Raw genomic sequence first — 21,271 nt, forward strand, 5'->3', positions numbered from 1 at the left:
CAGCTTGCTCATTCGCGCTCAAACTATGACAAGAATCGCCGCGAACATTCAACTTGGAACGTTAGAGATGAGTCGTTTGCTTCTCCTAAGACATGCCAAAGCCATGTGGGCAAAACCCGGAATGAAGGACTTCGATCGCCCCTTGGATCAAGAGGGAAAAGCCTCGCTCGACCAGCTTGCAAGAGCCATGAAATCACTCGACCTTTATCCTGACCTGGTGATCGTTTCCGGCTCGTGCCGAACCAGGGAAACAGCCTGCGGCATTGTTGAGCGTCTCGGTATCGAGGTCGAGACCATTATTGATGACACAATTTATAGCGGCGGTGCTGCCGACTACATGCAATCCATCCGTAAATATGACCATGTGCCGACAGTCATGCTCGTGGGGCACAATCCCAGCATAGAAGATCTGGCGCTTGCCTTGTGTGGCGACGGCAAAAAAGACAGTCTTCTGAAACTTCACGCCGGTTTTCCGACAGCCGCACTGGCGAACATCACCTTCCCCGATTCGCTAAGCGAGCTTGAATCTGGCGCGGGTTATCTCGAAAGCTTCATGCTGCCCCAGTAGTTTTTCCGCAAGTGCAACGGCATTCCTTGTCAAGATGACAGACGCGACCCTATCTATAGTGCTGGCAGACCACTGAATTCGGCGAGGGATAATTGGCTAAGCTGACAAGTATTGGCGACGAAGCGAAGATCGCACTCGATACATTGGCAGACCGTGCGACCGGGTTATTGTCTCCATCCTTGCGGCTCGGCGTAACCGGATTGTCTCGTGCGGGAAAGACGGTCTTCATCACAGCCCTCGTTCACAACATGCTGCATGGTGGCAGGCTCCCCATGTTCGAAGCCTATAAATCAGGCCGCATTTCACGCGCGTTGCTCGAACCGCAACCAGATGATGCAGTCCCTCGCTTTCAATATGAAGAGCATCTATCGGCTTTGATCGATGAGCGCATCTGGCCCGATTCCACCCGCGCTATCTCGCAATTGCGTCTGACAATAGAATATGAATCAGCCTCTGCCTGGGGGCGTTGGCTGTCACCGGGCAAGCTTTCGGTCGATATTGTCGACTATCCCGGTGAATGGCTGCTCGATCTGCCCTTGCTTGGCAAATCATATGCAGAATTCAGCGCCGATTCTTTTGCTCTGGCCCATGAGCCGACGCACAAGGATTTGGCTCAGGCGTGGATCGCCGAAGCTTCTTTCATTGTCCCTTCCGAAAAGGCAGACGAACTGACCGCGCAGCGTCTGGCCAAGAGCTTCACGGCTTATTTGCGGGCCGGTAAAGCCGATGAACGCGCTTTGTCGACCTTGCCGCCGGGGCGGTTTCTGATGCCGGGCGACCTTGAGGGTTCACCGGCACTGACATTTGCTCCATTGCCCAATCTGAAACCGGACGATTTGAAGCCCGGTTCTCTGGGCGCCATGATGGAACGGCGCTACGAAGCCTATAAAACCTATGTCATCAAGCCGTTCTTTCGGGAACATATTGCACGGCTCGACCGGCAAATCGTGCTTATCGATGCCATGCAGGCGATGAATGCAGGCGGCGCAGTCGTTGCCGATCTGGAACGCGCCCTCACCGATATCCTGTCCTGCTTCCGTCCGGGCCGTTCGAACCTGCTGACCGGCCTGATCCAGCGTCGGATCGGGCGTATTCTTGTCGCTGCTACCAAAGCCGATCATCTGCATCATGAAAGCCACGACCGTTTGCAGGCCATCGTGCGGCGTCTCGTGGAGCGGGCTATCGAGCGCGCCGATTTTTCCGGTGCGGATATCGATGTGCTGGCAATGGCCGCAGTTCGCGCCACCCGCGAGGCAACCGTCACGCAGGGCAAGGAAACTCTTCCCGTCATCGTCGGCACGCCGTTGAAAGGCGAGAGAATCGACGGCCAGCTATTCGATGGCGAAACCGAAACTGCCATATTCCCCGGTGACTTACCTAAAAATCCCAATACAATCTTTGAAAAGTCTTTTGCACAGGATGATCCGGCCATCCGTTTTGTCCGTTTTCGGCCACCCCGGCTCGAGCGCAACGCCGAAGGCCTCACGTTGTCCTTACCTCATATAAGGCTGGATCGCGCCTTGCAGTTTTTGATTGGGGATCGTCTCGCATGACAGAGAAGACGCCGCGTAAACCGGCTTCGTTCACGATAAACCAGCCATCCACCCATCCTGAAACGGAGGATAAAGAGCCGCGCCGCCCTCGTGCGGTGCGGGATCTTGATGCTGTTATCCCCCAACCGGATGTTTTTGCATTGAGTGAGGAGGAAGCGGCAGAGCTGGAAATTCTTGATCCGTCGTTTGAAACTCCTGAAAGAAGGAGTTGGTCGCTCAGCAGAATACTTTTTGGCGCGCTCGGTATTCTTGTTTCATTCGCAATCGGTATCTGGACCGAAGATCTTATTCGGGCGTTGTTCTCCCGCGCAGAATGGCTGGGATGGACCGCTCTGGGTGTCGCTATAATTGCGCTTACCACCTTTATAGCCATCGTCGTTCGTGAACTGATCGCATTGCGTCGCCTTGCGTCTGTGCAGCACCTTCGCAAGGACGCCGCAGATGCGGCAGAGCGAGACGATATGGCGGCAGCCAGAAAAGCAGTGGACTCGTTGCGCTCGATTGCGGCGGGGTTGCCCGAGACAGCGCGCGGGCGGCAGCTTCTGGACGGTCTGACCGACGATATCATTGACGGACAAAATCTGATCCAGCTTGCCGAAACGGAAATCCTTCGTCCTCTCGACCGCGAAGCGCGCGCACTCATTTTGAATGCTTCAAAACGCGTTTCGATTGTCACTGCAATCAGCCCGCGTGCGCTCGTCGATATCGGCTATGTCATTTTTGAATCAGCCCGGCTGATCCGCCGGCTTTCACAGCTCTACGGGGGTCGACCAGGTACACTGGGTTTTGTGAAACTTGCCCGCCGTGTCATTGCTCATCTGGCGGTGACGGGAACGTTGGCCATGGGCGACAGCGTCATCCAGCAGCTTGTCGGTCATGGCCTCGCATCACGGCTTTCGGCCAAGCTTGGTGAAGGTGTCGTCAACGGTCTGATGACAGCCCGTATCGGTATCGCAGCTATGGATGTGGTGCGTCCATTCCCCTTTAATTCGGAAAAGCGCCCCGGAATCGGCGACTTTATCGGCGATCTTGCGAAGATAAGCGGCGAGAGAACTGATAGAAAGTATCCTAGAAAAGAGTAACACATTTCCGAAGCGTTAACCATTCGCGTCGATTATAAGCGGATAGAAATCAGCGCCAGAATCGAGCGATCCGGTGTATTGGCACACTCCCCTGAATCGTGCCCTTACCTTTCAATCGGCTTATGGCAGCGTCGGAATATCCGACGGTTTGCAAGGCGCGACCAGCTTTTGGTCGTGACATGCTGAAAAACAACGATTAGGAATGACGTCCGATCAAGGTCGTGAATCCGGGACAGAGCTGAATATGAAGAATTGCATCGCCGCCTGCCTGACGCTGCTGCCCGTGTCATTTTCTGCCGCGCCGGTTCTGGCTGCCGACAAGGACAAGCAGTTTTTTCAAACGATCGAAGGCCAATGGTCGGGGCCAGGTGAAATCGTCGCCGGAAAGTACAAGGGCACGAAGTTCGTCTGCAATCTTGCTGGCTCGACACCGGATGAAGAAGTTGGCATGACGCTTGACGGCACATGCCGCGTTGGCGTCTTTTCACAACCGATGAAAGCCACCGTGACGCGTGTGGGCTCTGCCTATTCAGGCAAGTTCAACGATGGCGCAGCGGGCAAGGGACTTGACGTTACATCAGGTTCCGTTAGCGGCAACAAGGTCGTCTTCGGCCTGAATCGCAAGCAACTCAACGGTGCCATGCTGGCGCGTGTTTCCGATCAGAACACGATGAATGTGACGGTTTCCGTTCGCGTTGACAAGGAACTGGTTCCTGTCATCGGCATGAGCCTGAAGCGTGTCGATAATATTGCTGTCGGCAGCATCGCCAAAAACTGACGAGAAAGTCTATTCACGCCACCAGCCCGTATTCGTGCGGGCTTTTTCTATTCCGGATCGTTCGATTTCGGCAGTCCAGGCAGCGACCGTCTTGCCTGCAATTTTGAGTGATGGTGCAATATCGTTCAAGGGCACGAGAACGAAGGCTCGTTCGTGCATGCGCGGGTGTGGAAGCTCCAGAGCAGCATCTGTCATAACGATAGCCTTTCCAGCATCATCCTGCATTGCCAGTATATCGATATCGATGATACGTGGCCCCCATCGCTCGAGCCTGACGCGCTTCAAAGAACGCTCTACATCAAGACAGGCCGCAATCAGTTCCAAAGGTTGCAACGTGGTTTCGATTTCAGCACAAGCATTGTGAAACCACGCCTGATCCGTCTTTCCCCATGGCGGCGTGCGATAGACCGGAGAAACCGCGACGACATTCGTGTCGGCTCTCTCGCCCAATAGGCGCAACGCTTTGCCCATCGAAGCGACAGGATCGTCGATATTTCCGCCAAGCCCCAGCCAAGCGCGATAATGGCTGTCTGCTTTCACTGCGGATAAACCACAGTCACTTCAACGTGGTCCAGTACACCCGGAACAGGCGCATTCGGCTTGCGAACGGTAATTTCAGTCCGCTTTACCTGCGGAAACCGTGCAGTCAGCGCCTTGGCGACGTCGAGAGCCAGCGTTTCGATCAGATAGCGCTGACGACCGGTGATAATGTCTTCAATGACAGCAAAGGCGATACCGTAATGCACAGTACCGTCGATATTGTCATTCTCCAGCGCATTGCCCGGATCGACATCGAGAATAGCATCGACGTAGAAACGCTGACCGAGCTTGTGCTCTTCATCGAAAACGCCGTGGTGCGCGAAAAATGCGCAATTCATCATTCGGATCGTGTACACGGCTTCACTTTCTGTTTTCACTACGTCTGGATTGCAGGATATCATCTGCAACGGCAAGTGCATCTCTATTAAAAGCGACATTGTGGACACGGAAGATGTCGGCACCTGCCAAACGCAGTGCGACCGACGTTGCTGTGGTTCCTATGTCGCGGTCGAGCGGATTGTCCCTGCCTGTCATGCCGCCGATAAAACGTTTGCGCGACGTGCCGACGAGCAACGGAAATCCGAATTTTTGCAATTCGCCGGCTCTGGCCAACAACGCAATATCTTCATCCTTGTTCTTGCCGAAGCCAAAACCCGGATCAAGCACAATGCGAGGTTCTCCAATACCTGCCTTTTTCGCTATATCCAGCGAAACATTCAGGAACGAGAACTGATCTTCGATGACATCGGCAAGAACTGATCGATCCCTGCTGGTATGCATGATGACCAATCCTGCGCCGCTGCTTTTGGCAACATGAGCGATTTCAGGCTCTCGTTGCAGCCCCCAGACATCATTGACAATATGTGCCCCGGCATTGACTGCGGCCTGCGCTGTCACCGCACGGTAAGTGTCGATAGAGATGATGCAATCGTATTTCTTCGCCAACGCCTCGATTACCGGAACAACACGCGCGATCTCCATTTCGGAATCGACGGCAGCGGCTCCAGGACGAGTGGATTCCCCGCCCACATCGATGATCGTCGCTCCGTCGGCGAGCATCTGGCCGGCCACGTCGATGGCCTTTTCCAGCTCGTCATGCTGACCGCCATCGGAAAATGAGTCCGGCGTGACATTCAGTATGCCCATGATTACGGACCTATCCCCCAATTGAAGGCTCCGTCCATGCGCAAGACGCCATTCTTTGGTCATAGCGGACTGTTCCTGTGTCATGTGCCCGGGGCATTTCATTGCGGCGAGGTTGCAACCAACTTCGTCTGAAGTCATTTTGTGAAGGGCGTTATAGTTCTCTTGACGATTGCATGCCATGCTCGCGGCAACAAAAAGCGAATTTCTTACTGGTTTTTTAGAAAGAGGTGCCAGGACATGAATTTGAGGAAGAAGGTTCTGGCTCTTAGTACAGTTCTCGCTATCGTAGCTCCCCAGGCTGAGGCAGCGGCAATCTTTCGCGAATTCAGCTACTATACCGTGAGCGGCAAAACAGCAGCCGACCTCGACAAGGCTCTTTCCCGTAACGGCCCTTTCCTCAAGAAGACTGGCCAGCATCATCCCGGCGCCGCCGAAATCCGTTTCGATGCCAAAGTACGTTACGGTCGCGAGCCCGGAAAAGCATGCAAGGTGCAAGACGTCTATGTGAATGTTCACGCAAAGGTTTCCCTGCCCCGCTGGAAACAGCGTCGCAAGGCAACGCCGGAACTGGCGCTGATCTGGGATACGTTGTTGCAGGACATTCGCCGCCACGAAGAAAGTCACATCGTTATCGCCCGCAGCTTTGCAAGCCGGATGGAACGGGACATAAGGGGGCTGCGCACCCGCGCAGATTGTGCTGTGCTTCGCGCTGATATCGACAAGGTGACTGCGCGCCTTATGGAAGCGCATGACAAGGAGCAGCAGCGATTTGACCGGGTTGAGACGATCAACTTTGAAAATCGTTTCGCACGTTTGTTGACTTATCGCATGGAACGCGCCCAGCAGGCTTCCAAGTAACGATGTGCCGAAACTAGCACAATTCGCGCCTTATAGCCTGCGTCATCAAAGCGGCTTCATGAAATCCGGACAGGATGAGTTTCAGTTTCCCCGGATAATGGCAGGCATCCCCAATAGCGTAGACCATCGGACTTGAAGTTCTGAAGGTCTCGGGGCTCACAGCCAGCATGTTACCCGTCTTAATAAAAGAAAGCTCGGCCAGCGGGTCGGGACGGATGACCTGTCCGTCCCCGTTGAACGCACCAAGACCGGATGCAATCACCACTGCGCGCGCTTTTAGCTTGTCACCATTACGAATGCCAACGGCCACACTGTCGTCATCGACTGCGATGCTGGCCGCTATCTTGTTGAAATGAAAAACGGGATTATACGGCTCGATCTGCCTGAGAAGCCGTTCTACGAGTTCCCCGCCCATGATTTCGGGAAAACCGGGCACGTCGTAAATCGGCTTGTCGGCATAGAGCGCCGTACATTGACCACCGGGCCGATCACTGGCATCGATGAGATGGCACCTGAATCCGAACAGCCCAAGCTGAAAAACAGAGAAAAGTGCGACGGGCCCGCAGCCGATAATGACAATATCATTATGCGGTTCTACACCCATCGCATCACCATTTCTTCAATAATTTAGTTCTGGCGCTCAGGTACCTGCACGACGAGGCCTTCAAGGTCATCCGACACGCGGATCTGGCATGAAAGGCGCGAGGTAGGGCGAACTTCATAGGCGAAGTCCAGCATATCCTCTTCCATCGCGTCGGGGCCACCGACAGTGTCACTCCAGTCTTCATCAACATAGACATGGCAGGTTGCGCAGGCGCAAGCGCCGCCGCATTCCGCATCGATGCCTGGAATGCCGTTGCGAATGGCAGCTTCCATCACGCTGGATCCGTTGTCGGCTTCAACCTCGGTCCGGGTCGCGCCATCAGCTGATACGAATACGATCTTCGTCATTTTCATTCCTTGAAACACGCAAGTTCCGCGCGATCTTCATCTTTGGCGTTCGTCACCGTTCCGACGGAAAACGCAAGTAAACTCGGAATGGCAGATACGGCGTTCTGCAAATAGTTTCAACCTTGACCGCACTCAAGCCTGTAACTGCGCCAATATGCCGTGCATCAACTGAGAGTTTGCATGCCTGCCAAATCTGACAGTTGCGCCTAAAGCCGGTAAACTCTTCCTTGCCGTCTGCAGGAAGTGCATCATATGATGTGAATTGAGAGACAGTGAGGAATGATGGATAGAATCCCGCATTCGGTCGGCGCAACCATGAAGTGAGAGAATATTACTCAGGCATTCTATACGGGTATTTTTATTAATAAATCCGTAGAGCATTGTCGGATGAAGGAAACAGCCTGAACCGATTTCCACAACTTGCTGGTAAACGCGGAAAGCCCGGAAATGTCGAATTTTCACGAATTGAGCCGGTTTCCGTTAACCTTGTATTTAAAGTTTTAGGTATCGGCAGAAGTCGCCTATTTCCTTAACAAGCCCGAGCCGATACGATGCAAAATGGCGGAGAAAGTTTTGTAACGGCCTTTTTATGGTCCGGCCGTCGCAGTATTGAGTACGAGGTAGGCAAACAATGGCTTCCAAATCCAAGGCACAGAAGCTCGATCTTGAGGTTGAAAAGGCACTGGAACAGGCACTCGATATCGATTTCGGCGACGATCTTGATATCGACATGGACCTGAGTGCGTTCGATGACGGCTTCTCGGTCGACGATCTGGAAGAGCAGATTTCGCGCGCAGCTGAAGAACTGGTTGCCGAACAGAAGACCAAGACAGCCGAACCGGCTGCTGTCTCCCCTGTGGAGACCGCTGCGAAAGTAGCCGTCACCACTGCTTCAGTGATTGCAACGCCAGCAGCACCACCGGTCCCGCCGGTTGTGAAAGCCGCCGGACCAGTTTCGCAAGCCACGGCCAGCGTTCAGCACAAGCCTGCCAACACGTCGAATGTTGCAGCGCCGACGCCTGAACCTCTTGTCAGCAAGCCTGTTGCCGCTACACCTGCCGCGACCGCCGCCAACGTCGCATCTCCTACTTTCACGCCAGCAAATGACGATTCCCGCAGCAAAAAGACGATTATTGCTGCTCCACGCCGCGCGACGGAAAACTCCTCGAAGCTTTTCTGGACAACAACCGCAATCAGCGTGTTGTGGGCTGCTGGCGGCGTTGCACTGAGCAAGGCCATCAATCCCGATGTCTTCGCAAGCTTTCAGGCTACCAAGGACTTCTTCACCTCGCCTGCCGGTCTCGGCGTCATTGCGGGTGTTGCGCTGCCCGTCGCAATGTTCTGGGGCTTTGCACAGCTCGTGAAACGTGCACAGGAAATGCATACGGCAGCTCGTAGCATGTCGGAAGCTGCCATGCGGCTGCTCCAGCCGGAAGCTGTATCCGGTGACCGCGTTTCGACCCTTGGACAGGCTGTGCGCCGCGAAGTCGCCGCCATGAACGAAGGCATTGAACGCACTTTGGCGCGGGCCGTCGAGCTGGAAACACTCGTCCAGTCGGAAGTCAACCAGCTTGAACGCGCCTATAGTGATAACGAGGTTCGTATTCGTTCGCTGGTAAGCGACCTTGGCAATGAGCGCGAAGCCGTCGTCAGCCATGCCGAGCGCGTGCGCTCGTCCATCTCCGGTGCCCATGAACAGCTGAAGGAAGAGCTTTCGAGCGCTTCCAACATCATCCGCGACAACGTTCTTTCAGCTTCGCAGCAATTGAGCACCCTGCTCAGCGAATCGGGCGAGCGCCTGATTGGCAGCATCAATGAAAGCGGCGGCGCCATTGCCGAAGCCATCGAAACCCGCACAGGCGACATCGGTTCGCGCATTACGACATCGGGCGAAGCTTTCGCAAATCTGCTCGATACGCGGATCGCGACGCTCGACGAACAGTCGCGCACGGTGTCCGATCGTCTCGCCGAGGCTCTGGACGAACGTACCACCGGTATCGCCAATCTGCTCGGCAATGCGACGCAGTCGATGGTCGGCGAATTCGATACCCGTCTTGCCAATCTGGAAAGCACCCTTTCCGAGCGCGGCCGGTCGCTTCTAACCGAGTTTGAAGCTCGCGCGCATGCTCTCGACAGCAGCACTGAAAAACTCAATGCAGCTCTCGAAACCCGTTCGCGCCAGATCAACGAAAACCTGATCGCTCGTACTCGCGAAATCGCGGAAACTTTCTCCAGCGGTCGCACGTCTCTGAGCACGATGATCGACGAAACCAAGACGAAGATCGGCGAAGATCTGACGTCTATCGGTGAAAGCGTCGGCAATATTCTTGGTGAAAAGGCCGATGCCTTTGCAGGCAAGCTTGCTGAAAGCCGCGACGTACTCGCTGCGTCGCTGGAAGGCGAAACCGAACGCGTTTCCTCCGTCATCCGCGGCCATGCCGATACGCTTGCTGCACGCACGAGCGACATCGAAAATGCGGTCAATGCCAGTGCGTCAGCCCTCAACTCGGTTGCCGACAATCATGCGGCAATTCTGGAAGAGCGGACCAACGCACTGCGCCAGACGATGGAAAGCCACTCCGCATTGCTTGATGCGAGCTTTGCAGACCATGCCCGTTCCCTGGAAGAGCGCGCGACCGCGCTTCATGGCGTCATTGCTGGCAATCAGACCATGCTTGCTCAACTGATGGATGAGCGCGCCGCTGCAATGCGCGATAACTTCAATGAAAACCGTGAAGTTCTCGCTCGTACCTTCGACGAACGAGTAAATTCACTACAGGCGCTTATTGCAGACAATCAGAACACGCTCGCACGTATTCTTGATGAACGCGCAAGCAGTATGAATGAATCCATCAGTGCCGGTCGCAATGCATTCGCCGCCGCTATCGGCGAACATGTCCGTCAGGTCGAGGAACACACGAACGGCCTTCACACTGTCCTGAATGACCACAACAATACCCTCTCCGGCATTCTGGACGGTCACGAACGTACCATCGAAACCCGTGCTGCCGAAATCCGCTCGACTTTGAGCGACAGCACAGCATCGCTGAGCAAGACACTGCAGGATCACAGCGACATTCTGGAACAGCGCACGGCCAGCCTGCACAATGCAATCGCCGACAGCAGTTCGACCATCAGCCGCGCTTTCGAAGGCCAGACCGGCATTATTGAAGAACGCACACAGACGATGGAAAAGGCACTCACCATCGGCGTCGACAATGTTCGTCGTGCGCTAGAGCAGAGCGCTGGCATCGTTGCTGGCTCGCTGCGCGAGAAGATTGGTGAAGCCGCGAGCACGCTTTCGGCTGAAGCAGCCAAGGCTGGTGAAGCTCTGGACGGTTTCGGCGAAGTATTCAGCGCCCGCCTGATCGACAACCTGTCGGGCACCGAGGCCCGTCTCGGCGACCGTGCCGATGCGATTGCCGGTCGTCTTGGCGAGATCGAAAGCCGTCTCACCGGCGAACTCGGCTCGATCGAAGCCCGGATTGCGAACACGGCAAGCAGGACGAGCGAAACACTTGCTGGCCATAGCGAAGCCTTTGCTGCGAGCGTTGCCGACAATTTGGCTGGCACGGAAACACGCCTCAACGAACGCGCCAGTGCCATCGCCAGCGGTCTTGAAGCAATCGAAAGCCGCCTCACCGGCGAACTTAGCTCGATTGAGGCCCGGATCGCAGATACGGCATCCAAGACGAGCGAAACACTTGCGGGTCATAGCGAGTCGTTCTCGGCCAGCGTTGCCGACAATCTCGCCGGTACCGAAACGCGCCTTGCAGAACGCGCAGATGCGATTGCAACCCGTCTGGGTGATATCGGTTCGCGCATCACGATGGAACTGGGTTCCGTCGAGGCACGTATTGCACAGGTCACCGACACGACTGCGGTGACGCTGGAAGAACGTACCCGTGAACTTAATGCCGTTCTCGCAGCCCGTTCGCAGGAAATCACCAAGATTCTTAACGATACGGCAGAACCGCTTGTACAGCGGCTGGCTGATAGCGGTCGTGGACTGGCACAGCAGCTTGAAGAAGCAACCCACGCTGCTACTGACAGACTTCGTTCGGAAAATGCCGCTCTGGTCAATGCACTTGCAAGCCGCACGGCAGAAACAATTGCCGCCGTTCAGCAGGCCAAGACTGGTCTCTCCGACAATGTTAGCGAGCTGATCGACCGCCTTGCTGCGTCGAACGGCGAACTGGGCAAGCTGATCGATGCCGCAACGCGCAATCTCACGGATATCGATGGTCGTCTTGTAGACACGACTTCCAGCTTCGTTGAGAACACCAATCGTGCAGCGCAGATGTTCCAGGCTTCCACCGGTCTGATCGACAACAATATCGGTACTTTGCGCGCACTCTCCGACAGTACGCTGTCGCAGATCGCAGACATTGCCGACCGCTTCGAAGAGCACGGAAAGGTTCTCTCCTCGGCTTCCGACATGATCAATACGGCCCAGAACGGCCTCGTCAGCACGCTTGAAGATCGCCATCAGGCGCTCGACAAACTAGCATCGGGCCTGGTCGAGAAGTCGGAAGGCGTCGAAAAGCTGATGCAGTCCTTCGAGGAGCTGGTGACTTCTGCTTTCCAGCGCGCCGAAGGCCAGACCCGTTCGTCTGCCGAGAAGATGCGCGAAAGCGTTTCGGAAATCGTCGAGCAGGCTGCACAGAAATTCTCTGCGGCAACCGACGATATCCGTCGCACGGCAAGCGAAATCCGCAACGAGCTCAACACGACCCGTGGCGAGCTGAAGCGCGGTGTTCTCGACATGCCTGCAGAAGCCAAGGAAACCACGACCGCCATGCGCAAGGCCGTGAGCGAACAGATCAACGCGCTCAAGGAACTGGCCGAAATTGTCAACAAGTCTGGTCGTCTGGTCGATGTCGGCGAAAGCCGTGCAGATCGTCCGGTTTCGCGTCCGGCAGCGGTCGCACCTCGTTCAGCTCCGATTCAAGCACCGGTAGCGCAGGCAGATGTTGCAATCCGTCAGCGCGCTTACGATGCGCCAAAGGCTCAACCTGCTCCGGCAGCCACGCAGGCGGAAAAGCCGCGCGGATGGGTGTCCGATCTCCTTGCCCGCGCTTCCCGCGAGGAGGAAGAAGCAGCCCAGCCAAAGGCTCAGCCGACCGCGACGCCTCGTTCACCGAGCCATGTCGTTGAATCGCTGAATTCGCTTTCGGTGGATATTGCTCGCGCTATCGACCACGAAGCTTCGGTGGAACTTTGGGACCGTTACCGTCGCGGCGAACGGAATGTCTTTACCCGTCGTCTCTATACGCTGAAGGGTCAGCAGACGTTTGACGATATCAAGCGCAAGTATCAGACAGATGGTGAATTCCGCCGCGCTGTTGACCGCTACATGGATGACTTCCAGCGCCTGCTTGAAGATGTAGCCCGCAATGACCGGGATAACATGGTAACGCGGACCTATCTCACCTCGGACACCGGCAAGGTCTACACCATGCTTGCTCATGCAAGCGGTCGTCTCCGCTAAGACCAGAACTCAAAGAAAACGCGGCCTTCGGGTCGCGTTTTTGCTTGACTGACAGAAATTACAACGGTTGGTTCCGTTCAAGAAAAAAGGTCGGCGCAACACGCCGACCTCAAGCTGCTGACAAACCTCCGGCAGGGTCAAAATGACCTCAGATTCACGGAACGTCCCATATTCAGAACGTGAACAAATCGGAATCAAAACCCCTCGTTTTTGACTGCTTCCAAAAATCGAGGGGTTTGTAATCAATCTGAGGTCGGCGCAACACGCCGACCTTTTTATTGTTTATCTTGCCTCGGTTTAAAGCGCTGTCACTGTCCAACTCACAATCTCGCTAGCAGTCCGTTCAAAAGCCGCATTGAGCGCCTTCACGTAGGCTGCGTTTGTTGTACCGCTCACCGGGATGGCCGTACGGAACACGCGGGTCGCGCGAACTTCGCCGGTTTTGTCGTTCATCAACCTCACGGCCAGTTCGACCACGGCAAGCTTTGGTGAAGCATAGGCCTGAATGCCGAACATGCGGAGATCGGTCAGGATCTGATAGTTGATCGCCAGTCCATCTCCCGGACGGCCAATTCCGCCAAAGACCCCCGTGTTCTCATAGGCCTGTACCAGACGGGACTGTACGATATTCGTCAGCCTGTCACCCCATTGGGCGCCTTTGAGATATTCGATAGAGCCGGGCGCGGAACTGACAACGATATTCTCGCTGTCGAGCGCCTTGAGAGCTGTTGGCGTCGGAACCAGCAACTGAGTGCTCTTGCGGCTTGGCGAAGTCACGCCGGGCTGTGGCGCTGACAGATTGAACGTATCCAGCGGCGTAGTAGTGCCACACCCCGCCAGAAACGCGACTAACAAGATCGAAACGGAACCTTTATGACGGAACATGCCTCGTGATTTCATGTCATTGGACCTAGCTTTGGAAATCAATGACGCTTCCTCCCATCATATTGAGGCACGCTACCCGGCCCGCCGAAGATAAGGCGCTGGGGGTTACGCTCAAGTTCGGTAACGGCTTGTTCTATGCGCTGTATGGCACGGCGGCTATCAAGAACCACGCCCTGCACTTCACGCAGACCCTGACCGGAAAACCGTTGCAGATTGTCCGCAATTGGCCCAAGCCGCTTGTCGAGATTGTCGGAAGCCTGACGGATCGATTCCAGCGTTGCTTTTGCCTGTGCGACAACACCATTCTTGTCGTCGCTCGACAAAAGCTTATCGGTCTTCGCCAGAATGGCATCGACTCGAACGGAAGCCGCGTTCAAGCGAGCCATCATGTCCTTTGCGTCAGTGACGATCTGGTTGATGTTTCCGGTGTTTTCGCCAAGTTCCTGAATGATGTTGGCATTCTTTGCCAGAGCATCGGTAAAGGTCTTTGTGTTGTTGATCGTATCCGTCAGTGGTCCACGCGCATCCTTTACGAAGCCTTCCAGCTGACTGAGCACCGAATTTGCACGTGCTGCGATATCCTGAGCGGTGGCAAGAAGATTGTTGACGGCAGATGGATCGGCATCAATACGGGCAACCGTGTCTACCTTCGCAGCCTCGGTCAGAAGATTGGGTTCGTCAAGACGACCACCCTTCAGCTCGATATAAGCCTGCCCGGTCAGCCCCTGAAAACCAAGAGTTGCGGCGGTTGATCGAGTAATAGGCGTCGTCGCGTTGACGCGCGTTTTGACGATCACCATTTCCGGATTGGTCTCGTCTAGATGCAGCGCCCGAACATCACCAACCTTGATACCGTTGAACAGAACCTGACTTCCGATCGAAAGGCCGGTAACAGAACCTGGGATACGAACATCGAGCTCCAAAGAATCGCGTGCTTCCCCGAAACGGGCAATCCAGAACACGAATGCGAAAGCCAACAGGCTGACGATCAGCGTAAAGACACCCACCAGTACATAATTGGCCTTAGTTTCCATATCTTATCCAGTTTGCAAGCGGCTGCCGGGCCGCCGTCTCGTTGGCGCCGATGGATCGATCTGGCGCGCACGCTTGCCCCGAAAGTAGGATTTAACCCACGGATCGTCTACCGTCAGCATGTCTTCAATGGTGCCGCTGACAAGTACCTTCTTGTTTCCAAGAACAGCAATCCGATCGCAAATTGCAAAAAGACTGTCGAGATCATGAGTAACCATATAGACGGTCAGTCCCATCGTATCCCGCAAATTGGCAATCAGATCATCGAATTCTGCGGCCCCGATAGGATCGAGACCCGATGTCGGCTCATCAAGAAACAGTATGTCCGGGTCCAGCGCCAGAGCACGCGCAAGGGCGGCGCGCTTGATCATGCCGCCAGACAGTTCGGACGGGAACTTTTCTGCCGTATCCGGCTTCAGACCGACAAGGTCTATTTTCAGTCGCGCCAACTCGTCCATCAGTTTCGGTGACAGATCGAGATATTCGCGCATCGGAACCTGAATATTCTCAAGAACATTCAGCGCCGAAAATAGCGCTCCGTGCTGGAATAAGACACCCATACGCATGTCGATAGACATTTTTTCCAGCTCATTCAGCTGATCGATGTCCCGGCCAAGAATCTCGATCTCACCCGACTGCTTTTTGTTGAGACCAAGAATGGTCCGCATCAGCACGGATTTGCCCGATCCGGAAGGACCAATAAAGCCCAGAACCTCGCCTTGGTAAATCTCAAGCGACAGCTTGTCGAGCACCGTCTGACGCCCAAAAGAAACCGTCACGTCGCGCACCGAGATCATCGGTACGGCCGTCTGGCGGTTGTCTTCGTCCTGCGATTGCGACCGGTGGTCGATGCCGTTCTCCATAACCATTCTTTAACCGAGCTTGACTTCGGACTGAACCGTTGAACACGATTGAGGGGTCAATTTTTTGTGCAACTGTGTCTCAAAGAACCCATTAAAAACAAAGAGTATAAGCCGCTTCTAAAAATTAATCGCCGCGTAGAACATCGCGAACAAACCGTCCACGACAATAACCACAAAAATTGCCTTCACAACGGAAGCCGTAACGCGACGACCCAGTGATTCTGCACTGCCGCCGACCTTCATCCCCTCTACCGAAGCGAGGATTCCGATGATCATGGCCATGAACGGAGCCTTGATAAGACCCGCAAAATAGGTGTTCAACGCAACGGCGTCATGTAAACGGCTGATGAAAGCATCAGGGGAAATATTCGAGTAGAACCAGGCAACCCCACCTGCCCCGACCAAGGCGGCAATATCTGAAATGATCGTGAGCAATGGCAAGACCACGACAAGCGCAACAAGGCGGGGGAACACGAGAACCCCCACAGGATTGAGGCCTATAACCGTCAAAGCGTCGGTCTCTTCGCGCATTTTCATGGAGCCGATTTCCGCTGTAATCGCACTACCGGAACGGCCTGCAATCATGATTGCTGTCAGAAGAACGCCAAGTTCGCGCAAGACCAGAATGCCCACCAGATCGACAACAAAGATTTCCGCGCCAAAATAGCGCAGCTGAAATGCACCCTGCTGAGCAATGATGGCCCCAACGATCGTCGACATCAGAATGATGATGGGAATCGCTCCAACACCCATACGATCCATTTGCGTGACGATAGCTGCAACGGGAATACCACTTCCACGTCCATATTTCAGCTGGGCTCCGCGGATCGTGGCCCCAAGGATGTGCATTGCCATCTTGAAGTCGTTACCCATAGAGATAACGCCACCGCCAAGCGCAGCCAGAAACGAAATGAAAAAGAAAGGCTTTTTCTGACGCGGAGTATCCAGAGTGCGTTGGACGGCCTGCCCCACTTCCTCCATTAGAGGAAGCCAGGATTTATGCACACCTTCGAGTTGCGCATCAGCACTCTTTGTCTCCAGCCTTTGCCGCATCCGTTCAATTAGCCAAGCACCGGCCGTATCAAGACTGGATACGCCAGAGACGTCAATTATCGTGGCTTTGTGTTCGTCTGCGTTTTCGAGACTGCGCATTCTGTCATCAACAAGATTGACACTCTGCGAGACCCAGCGACCACTCAACCGAATACGCCGCGCACCATCCTCCTCCACCAAATCAATCTTCGGCGCAGGATTATCGGTAGCTCTTGCTTTGTCGGCAGTGTCGGTCAACATGGCCTACCTCATATACGAGTCGTTGAACGACCGAAATACTGCGTCCCTGAGGGCATCTCTATGCACAATACCTTGAATATCATCGTAGAACGCTATCCCATCGCCGGAAAATTCACAATCTCCAGAGGTTCCAAGACGGAAGCGGCTGTCGTTGTGTGTGTGATCGGCAACGGTGCCCATCAAGGGCACGGCGAATGCGTCCCCTATGCACGTTATGGGGAAAGCATCGAAAGTGTATTCGCACAGATAGAAGCCGTTCGCCCTGCTATCGAGCATGGAGCCTCGCGGCAGGATATCCAGAATTTGATGCCAGCAGGTGCTGCCCGCAATGCTGTGGATTGTGCTTTATGGGACCTTGAAGCCAAGAAAACGGGCAAAAGTGTCGCCGCGATGCTTGGCACTCCAACCGGTCCACTTGAAACCGCAATCACCGTTTCGCTCGGGTCACCTTCCGAGATGGCGGAATCAGCAGCAAAGGTCGCTCACTATCCGCTCATCAAGGTAAAAATGGGCGGCGAAAACGATATCGAAAAAATCCACGCGGTCACCAATGCGGCACCGAATAGCCGCATAATCATTGATGCGAATGAAGGTTGGACAGCGGAGAATATCGCCGGGAACATGCGAGCAGCAGCGGACGCGGGCGTCATTCTTATCGAACAGCCCTTACCCGCAAATAATGATCATATTCTCAGCGAAATCGAACGACCTGTCATTATCTGTGCCGACGAAAGCGTTCATACATCGATTGGACTTGAGGAACTGGCCAAGCGCTATGACGCCGTCAATATCAAGCTCGACAAGGCAGGTGGACTAACTGAAGGCCTTCTTATGCGAAATAAGGCAATCGATCTCGGCCTTCAGATCATGGTGGGCTGCATGGTCGGAACGTCGCTCGGCATGGCACCTGCGGTCCTGCTTGCCCAGAAAGCTGATGTGGTTGACCTTGATGGCCCGCTGCTTCTCGCACATGATCGTGACCCGGGACTACGCTATGAAGGCGCGCTGGTTTATCCGCCAAAAGCCGCCGTTTGGGGTTGACCTGCACGTTGACAGCTCTCGTCCACGGCTTCATGGATAGGAGCGAGAGCGCCTTCGAAAATGTCCGCACAAGCGTCCCATGTGAATGATTTGAGCACTTGTGCGGGTTCAAACGGCTCCATTTGCAGAGCCGCCAGGCATGCCTCTCTCAGATCTTCAGAGAGGATACCCGCACCGGTTGCTCCGACAACATCCTGCGATCCTGGCACCGGATAGGCTGCAACCGGCAAGCCAGAGGCTATCGCTTCAAGCAAAACGAGACCGAACGTGTCTGTCCGGCTTGGAAAAACAAACACATCGGCTGCGGCATAAGTGTTTGCCAATGCTTCACCTTCCCGTTTACCGACGAACGCTGCTTCTGGAAACCGCGCACGCAAATCGTTCAGAGAGGGGCCGTCTCCGACGATGAGTTTCGTGCCGGGAAGATCAAGTTCCAGAAATGCTGGCAGGTTTTTTTCCGCAGCAACGCGCCCCACACAGATGAACACCGGTCGCGGCAGCTCCTTAATCCTCTCCGAGCGAGGATAAAACAGTGTACGATCAACACCTCTCGTCCAGAGTTCCAGCCGTGTAAAACCTTGCCCTTTGAGGTCATCCAGAATGGATTGAGTCGGCACCAGCGTATGTTGAGCCGCATTATGAAAACGTCGTAGAAATGCGTAGGTCCAGCGCGGCGGAATAGGAAAGCGTTCCTCCAAATACTCTGGAAACCGCGTGTGAAAGCTCGTCGTGAAGGACCAGCCCATTTTCAGACATGCACGCCGCGTCATGACCCCCAGCGGGCCCTCGGTTGCGATATGCACATAATCCGGCCTCATAGCCGTCAAACGCCGTCTTAGGCTACCTGGCGTCGTCAAGGCAAGGCGGATTTCCGGATAGGTCGGACACGGGACTGAACGATAATCAAGCGGCGATATGATTGTGACATCGTATCCCCGCTCAATCATCAGATCGCGGCATTTGGTCAACGTGCGTACAACGCCGTTGACTTGAGGGTGCCAGGCGTCGGTGACGATGACGATTTTCTTCATTAGCGAAAAATCGCCAATTCACGAACCGGGCGAGGCAGCTGGATCACACTGCCCTCGTCACGCTCTTCGCCATCAGAAACAACGCTCCCTGTCGTTGGGCGGCGATCACGGCGTTCCGTCCATTCGAGGAGTTCCATCCGTCCGTCAAAATGCTCGATCACCGCTGTGCAGCTCTCCACCCAGTCACCCGTATTGATGTACTCGACGCCATTCATGCTTTCGATCGTGGCATGATGGATATGTCCGCAAATCACACCATCCACTCCGATCCGCTGCGCTTCTTCCGAAACCACATTCTCGAACTGACCGATGAAATTGACTGCTTTTTTTACGCGGAATTTCGCCCAGGCTGAAAATGACCAGTAGCGCAGACCGAACATCGAGCGGACCCGGCTCATAATCGTATTTATCCAGATCGCCGTATCGTAAGCCCAATCGCCCAGATAAGCGATGAAGCGGGCATTGCGCACCACCACGTCAAACTGATCGCCGTGAATAACGAGAAACTTGCGGCCATCCGCCGTTTCGTGGATCGCCCGGTTCATGACTTCGATGCCGCCGAAGTGCGTCCCTTGGAAATTTCGTAGGAATTCGTCGTGATTACCGGCGATGTAGATGATATTGGCGCCCTTCCGGCTCTTGCGAAGCAGCTTCTGGACCACATCATTGTGTTCCTGAGGCCAATGCCAGTTGCGCCGCAGACGCCAGCCATCGACAATGTCCCCTACGAGATAGATCGTCTCAGCTTCATGATAACGGAGAAAGTCCAGAAGCAATTCGGCCTGTGCGGCTTTGGAACCCAGATGTACATCCGAAATAAACAGAGTCCGGAGTTTTCTGTGTTGTGGAGCGTCGGTGCTCATTTGGTTGTCCCTTTCGACGGCAACCTGATCTGAGCACAGAAAACCCGATTCATGTCACAAAGATATGACGGCTTATTTTAACACGCGGACAGGCTTCCGCACCGCTCCCAACACCCGTTTTAAGCAACGAGTTCTACCTTTGCGCCGACATACCGCGATTGCGGACGAATGAGCTTGTTCGCTGCCATCTGTTCACGACAATGTGCTATCCAACCCATCGTTCTTCCCATTGCGAATACACAGGTAAACGCCTCACGCGGGAAACCTAATTGTTCAAGCAACAGAGCGGTATAGAACTCGACATTCGTTTCGAGAGAGCGGTCCGGCTTGTGGCGTTTGAGAACCGCAATAGCAGCCTTCTCCACCGCTTCGGCCAATTCCACGCGATGTTTTTCGCGTTCGTTCCCAACGATTTCGATGCGTTTCAAAGCACCTTTCAAGGCATCTGCACGGGGATCGCGTACACGATAAACCCGGTGACCGAACCCCATCAACCGTTCTCCATTGGCGACGGCGGTTTCGAGCCATCGTTCAGCGTTGTCAGGACTCATGATAGTATCCAGCATATCGAGTACCGGACCTGGAGCCCCGCCATGTAATGGCCCTTTCAAGGCACTAATCGCCGCAAGTAGCGAAGAGGTCAAACCGGCACGCGTCGAGGCGACTACGCGCGCGGCGAAAGTCGAGGCGTTCAATCCATGGTCAGAAACAGTCATGAGGTAAGTGTCTAACGCAGCGACTTCTGCTTCATTAGGCATTCTAGCATTCATCATGCGAAGAATGTCTGCGCTGTGCGGAAGCGCCGGGTCAGGACGAACAGGACGTCGTCCCTTGTGCGCGCGCAAAATGGCCGTTGTAAAAACAGCCGGCGCTGCCATCAGATACAAGGCTGCAGTCAGATCATCCTCGTCAGCGATACGAGCCATCAATGCGCGAAGCGCTTCCACAGGTGATAGTTCCATCAATGTATCATCAAGCGCATCCGCATGATGAAACACCTGCAAGCGCGCCTCGCCAAGCGCTTTCTGTAGTTCGACACCCTTGGGTAGGTCTTCAAAAAAACCGTTCCACAGAAGCTCGATCCCATCCTCAACGCTGCTTTGCGGAACCAAATCGTCCAGCGATCGACCACGAATAACCAGCCTGCCTGCAAGCCCATCAACGTCTGACAACACGGTTTCGGCAGCAATTACATCTTCAAGTCCGCTGTTCATGGCAATTCTCCTTGTTTGCTTTCGGACATTGAATCCAAGTATAATTGACGTCAATCTTGATGAAATAGATCAATATAGGGTG

General features: G+C 54.7%; 19 protein-coding genes. 7 read left to right on the forward strand and 12 right to left on the reverse strand.

Annotation, left to right across the window (positions count from 1 at the left end):
- Positions 1–67: 67 nt before the first annotated feature.
- From JNC70_RS10695 to JNC70_RS10710, 4 genes are all read left to right on the forward strand, one after another.
- A complete protein-coding gene (locus JNC70_RS10695; RefSeq protein ID WP_104756280.1) occupies positions 68–568 on the forward strand; it encodes a SixA phosphatase family protein in 501 nt (166 codons plus the stop codon).
- Positions 569–660: 92 nt separating this feature from the next.
- Positions 661–2,121, forward strand: a complete 1,461-nt coding sequence (locus tag JNC70_RS10700; protein WP_374788591.1) for a YcjX family GTP-binding protein — start codon at positions 661–663, stop codon at positions 2,119–2,121.
- Positions 2,118–3,203, forward strand: a complete 1,086-nt coding sequence (locus tag JNC70_RS10705; RefSeq protein WP_104756282.1) for a YcjF family protein — start codon at positions 2,118–2,120, stop codon at positions 3,201–3,203. The genes JNC70_RS10700 and JNC70_RS10705 overlap by 4 nt, the downstream gene beginning before the upstream one ends.
- A gap of 244 nt (positions 3,204–3,447) precedes the next feature.
- Positions 3,448–3,981, forward strand: a complete 534-nt coding sequence (locus tag JNC70_RS10710) for a hypothetical protein (protein WP_104756424.1) — start codon at positions 3,448–3,450, stop codon at positions 3,979–3,981.
- A gap of 9 nt (positions 3,982–3,990) precedes the next feature.
- Here JNC70_RS10710 and folK read toward each other — a convergent pair whose 3' ends face one another.
- From folK to folP, 3 genes are all read right to left on the reverse strand, one after another.
- Positions 3,991–4,452, reverse strand: coding sequence for a 2-amino-4-hydroxy-6-hydroxymethyldihydropteridine diphosphokinase (gene folK / locus JNC70_RS10715; protein WP_245414776.1), 462 nt, complete (start codon positions 4,450–4,452; stop codon positions 3,991–3,993).
- A gap of 65 nt (positions 4,453–4,517) precedes the next feature.
- Complete coding sequence (gene folB, locus JNC70_RS10720) at positions 4,518–4,877, reverse strand: dihydroneopterin aldolase (RefSeq protein ID WP_104756284.1); 360 nt, start codon at positions 4,875–4,877, stop codon at positions 4,518–4,520.
- Positions 4,878–4,881: 4 nt separating this feature from the next.
- Positions 4,882–5,730, reverse strand: coding sequence for a dihydropteroate synthase (gene folP / locus JNC70_RS10725; protein WP_104756285.1), 849 nt, complete (start codon positions 5,728–5,730; stop codon positions 4,882–4,884).
- Positions 5,731–5,904: 174 nt separating this feature from the next.
- Between folP and JNC70_RS10730 the strand changes: the two genes are divergently transcribed.
- Positions 5,905–6,525: a DUF922 domain-containing Zn-dependent protease gene (locus JNC70_RS10730; RefSeq protein ID WP_104756286.1), complete on the forward strand. Its 621-nt coding sequence runs from the start codon at positions 5,905–5,907 to the stop codon at positions 6,523–6,525.
- Positions 6,526–6,538: 13 nt separating this feature from the next.
- Here the strand turns inward: JNC70_RS10730 and JNC70_RS10735 are convergent, their stop codons facing one another.
- Positions 6,539–7,129, reverse strand: coding sequence for an FAD-dependent oxidoreductase (locus JNC70_RS10735; protein WP_104756287.1), 591 nt, complete (start codon positions 7,127–7,129; stop codon positions 6,539–6,541).
- Positions 7,130–7,152: 23 nt separating this feature from the next.
- Complete coding sequence (locus JNC70_RS10740) at positions 7,153–7,476, reverse strand: 2Fe-2S iron-sulfur cluster-binding protein (protein ID WP_061346270.1); 324 nt, start codon at positions 7,474–7,476, stop codon at positions 7,153–7,155.
- Positions 7,477–8,107: 631 nt separating this feature from the next.
- On the opposite strand from JNC70_RS10740, the gene JNC70_RS10745 reads away from it, so the two are divergent.
- Positions 8,108–12,967, forward strand: a complete 4,860-nt coding sequence (locus JNC70_RS10745) for an apolipoprotein A-IV repeat region-like domain-containing protein (protein WP_104756288.1) — start codon at positions 8,108–8,110, stop codon at positions 12,965–12,967.
- Positions 12,968–13,264: 297 nt separating this feature from the next.
- Here JNC70_RS10745 and JNC70_RS10750 read toward each other — a convergent pair whose 3' ends face one another.
- The 4 genes from JNC70_RS10750 to JNC70_RS10765 form a co-directional block, all read right to left on the reverse strand.
- Entirely contained in the window at positions 13,265–13,867 is a 603-nt protein-coding gene (locus tag JNC70_RS10750) for an ABC-type transport auxiliary lipoprotein family protein (RefSeq protein WP_425350164.1), read from the reverse strand.
- A 23-nt stretch (positions 13,868–13,890) separates the two neighbouring features.
- Positions 13,891–14,886, reverse strand: a complete 996-nt coding sequence (locus JNC70_RS10755; RefSeq protein ID WP_104756290.1) for an MlaD family protein — start codon at positions 14,884–14,886, stop codon at positions 13,891–13,893.
- 3 nt (positions 14,887–14,889) lie between these two features.
- Positions 14,890–15,753, reverse strand: coding sequence for an ABC transporter ATP-binding protein (locus tag JNC70_RS10760; RefSeq protein ID WP_104756291.1), 864 nt, complete (start codon positions 15,751–15,753; stop codon positions 14,890–14,892).
- 111 nt (positions 15,754–15,864) lie between these two features.
- Positions 15,865–17,040 carry an ABC transporter permease gene (locus JNC70_RS10765; protein ID WP_104756292.1) on the reverse strand — a complete coding sequence of 392 codons (1,176 nt, stop codon included), beginning with the start codon at positions 17,038–17,040 and terminating at the stop codon, positions 15,865–15,867.
- 60 nt (positions 17,041–17,100) lie between these two features.
- On the opposite strand from JNC70_RS10765, the gene dgcA reads away from it, so the two are divergent.
- On the forward strand, positions 17,101–18,081 hold the full coding sequence (dgcA, locus tag JNC70_RS10770; protein ID WP_104756293.1) for an N-acetyl-D-Glu racemase DgcA: 981 nt from the start codon (positions 17,101–17,103) through the stop codon (positions 18,079–18,081).
- Here dgcA and JNC70_RS10775 read toward each other — a convergent pair.
- The 3 genes from JNC70_RS10775 to JNC70_RS10785 form a co-directional block, all read right to left on the reverse strand.
- Positions 18,051–19,112 carry a glycosyltransferase family 4 protein gene (locus JNC70_RS10775; RefSeq protein WP_104756294.1) on the reverse strand — a complete coding sequence of 354 codons (1,062 nt, stop codon included), beginning with the start codon at positions 19,110–19,112 and terminating at the stop codon, positions 18,051–18,053. The genes dgcA and JNC70_RS10775 overlap by 31 nt on opposite strands.
- Positions 19,112–19,975 (reverse strand): UDP-2,3-diacylglucosamine diphosphatase, encoded by an 864-nt coding sequence (locus JNC70_RS10780; RefSeq protein ID WP_104756295.1) that lies wholly within the window; start codon positions 19,973–19,975, stop codon positions 19,112–19,114. The genes JNC70_RS10775 and JNC70_RS10780 overlap by 1 nt, the downstream gene beginning before the upstream one ends.
- A gap of 119 nt (positions 19,976–20,094) precedes the next feature.
- The gene (locus JNC70_RS10785) at positions 20,095–21,189 is read right to left on the reverse strand and encodes a citrate synthase/methylcitrate synthase (RefSeq protein WP_104756296.1); all 1,095 of its coding nucleotides are present in this window, start codon (positions 21,187–21,189) and stop codon (positions 20,095–20,097) included.
- Positions 21,190–21,271: the final 82 nt, after the last annotated feature.

Origin of the sequence: Brucella oryzae, from assembly GCF_041929965.1 — a bacterium.
GTDB lineage: Bacteria > Pseudomonadota > Alphaproteobacteria > Rhizobiales > Rhizobiaceae > Brucella > Brucella oryzae.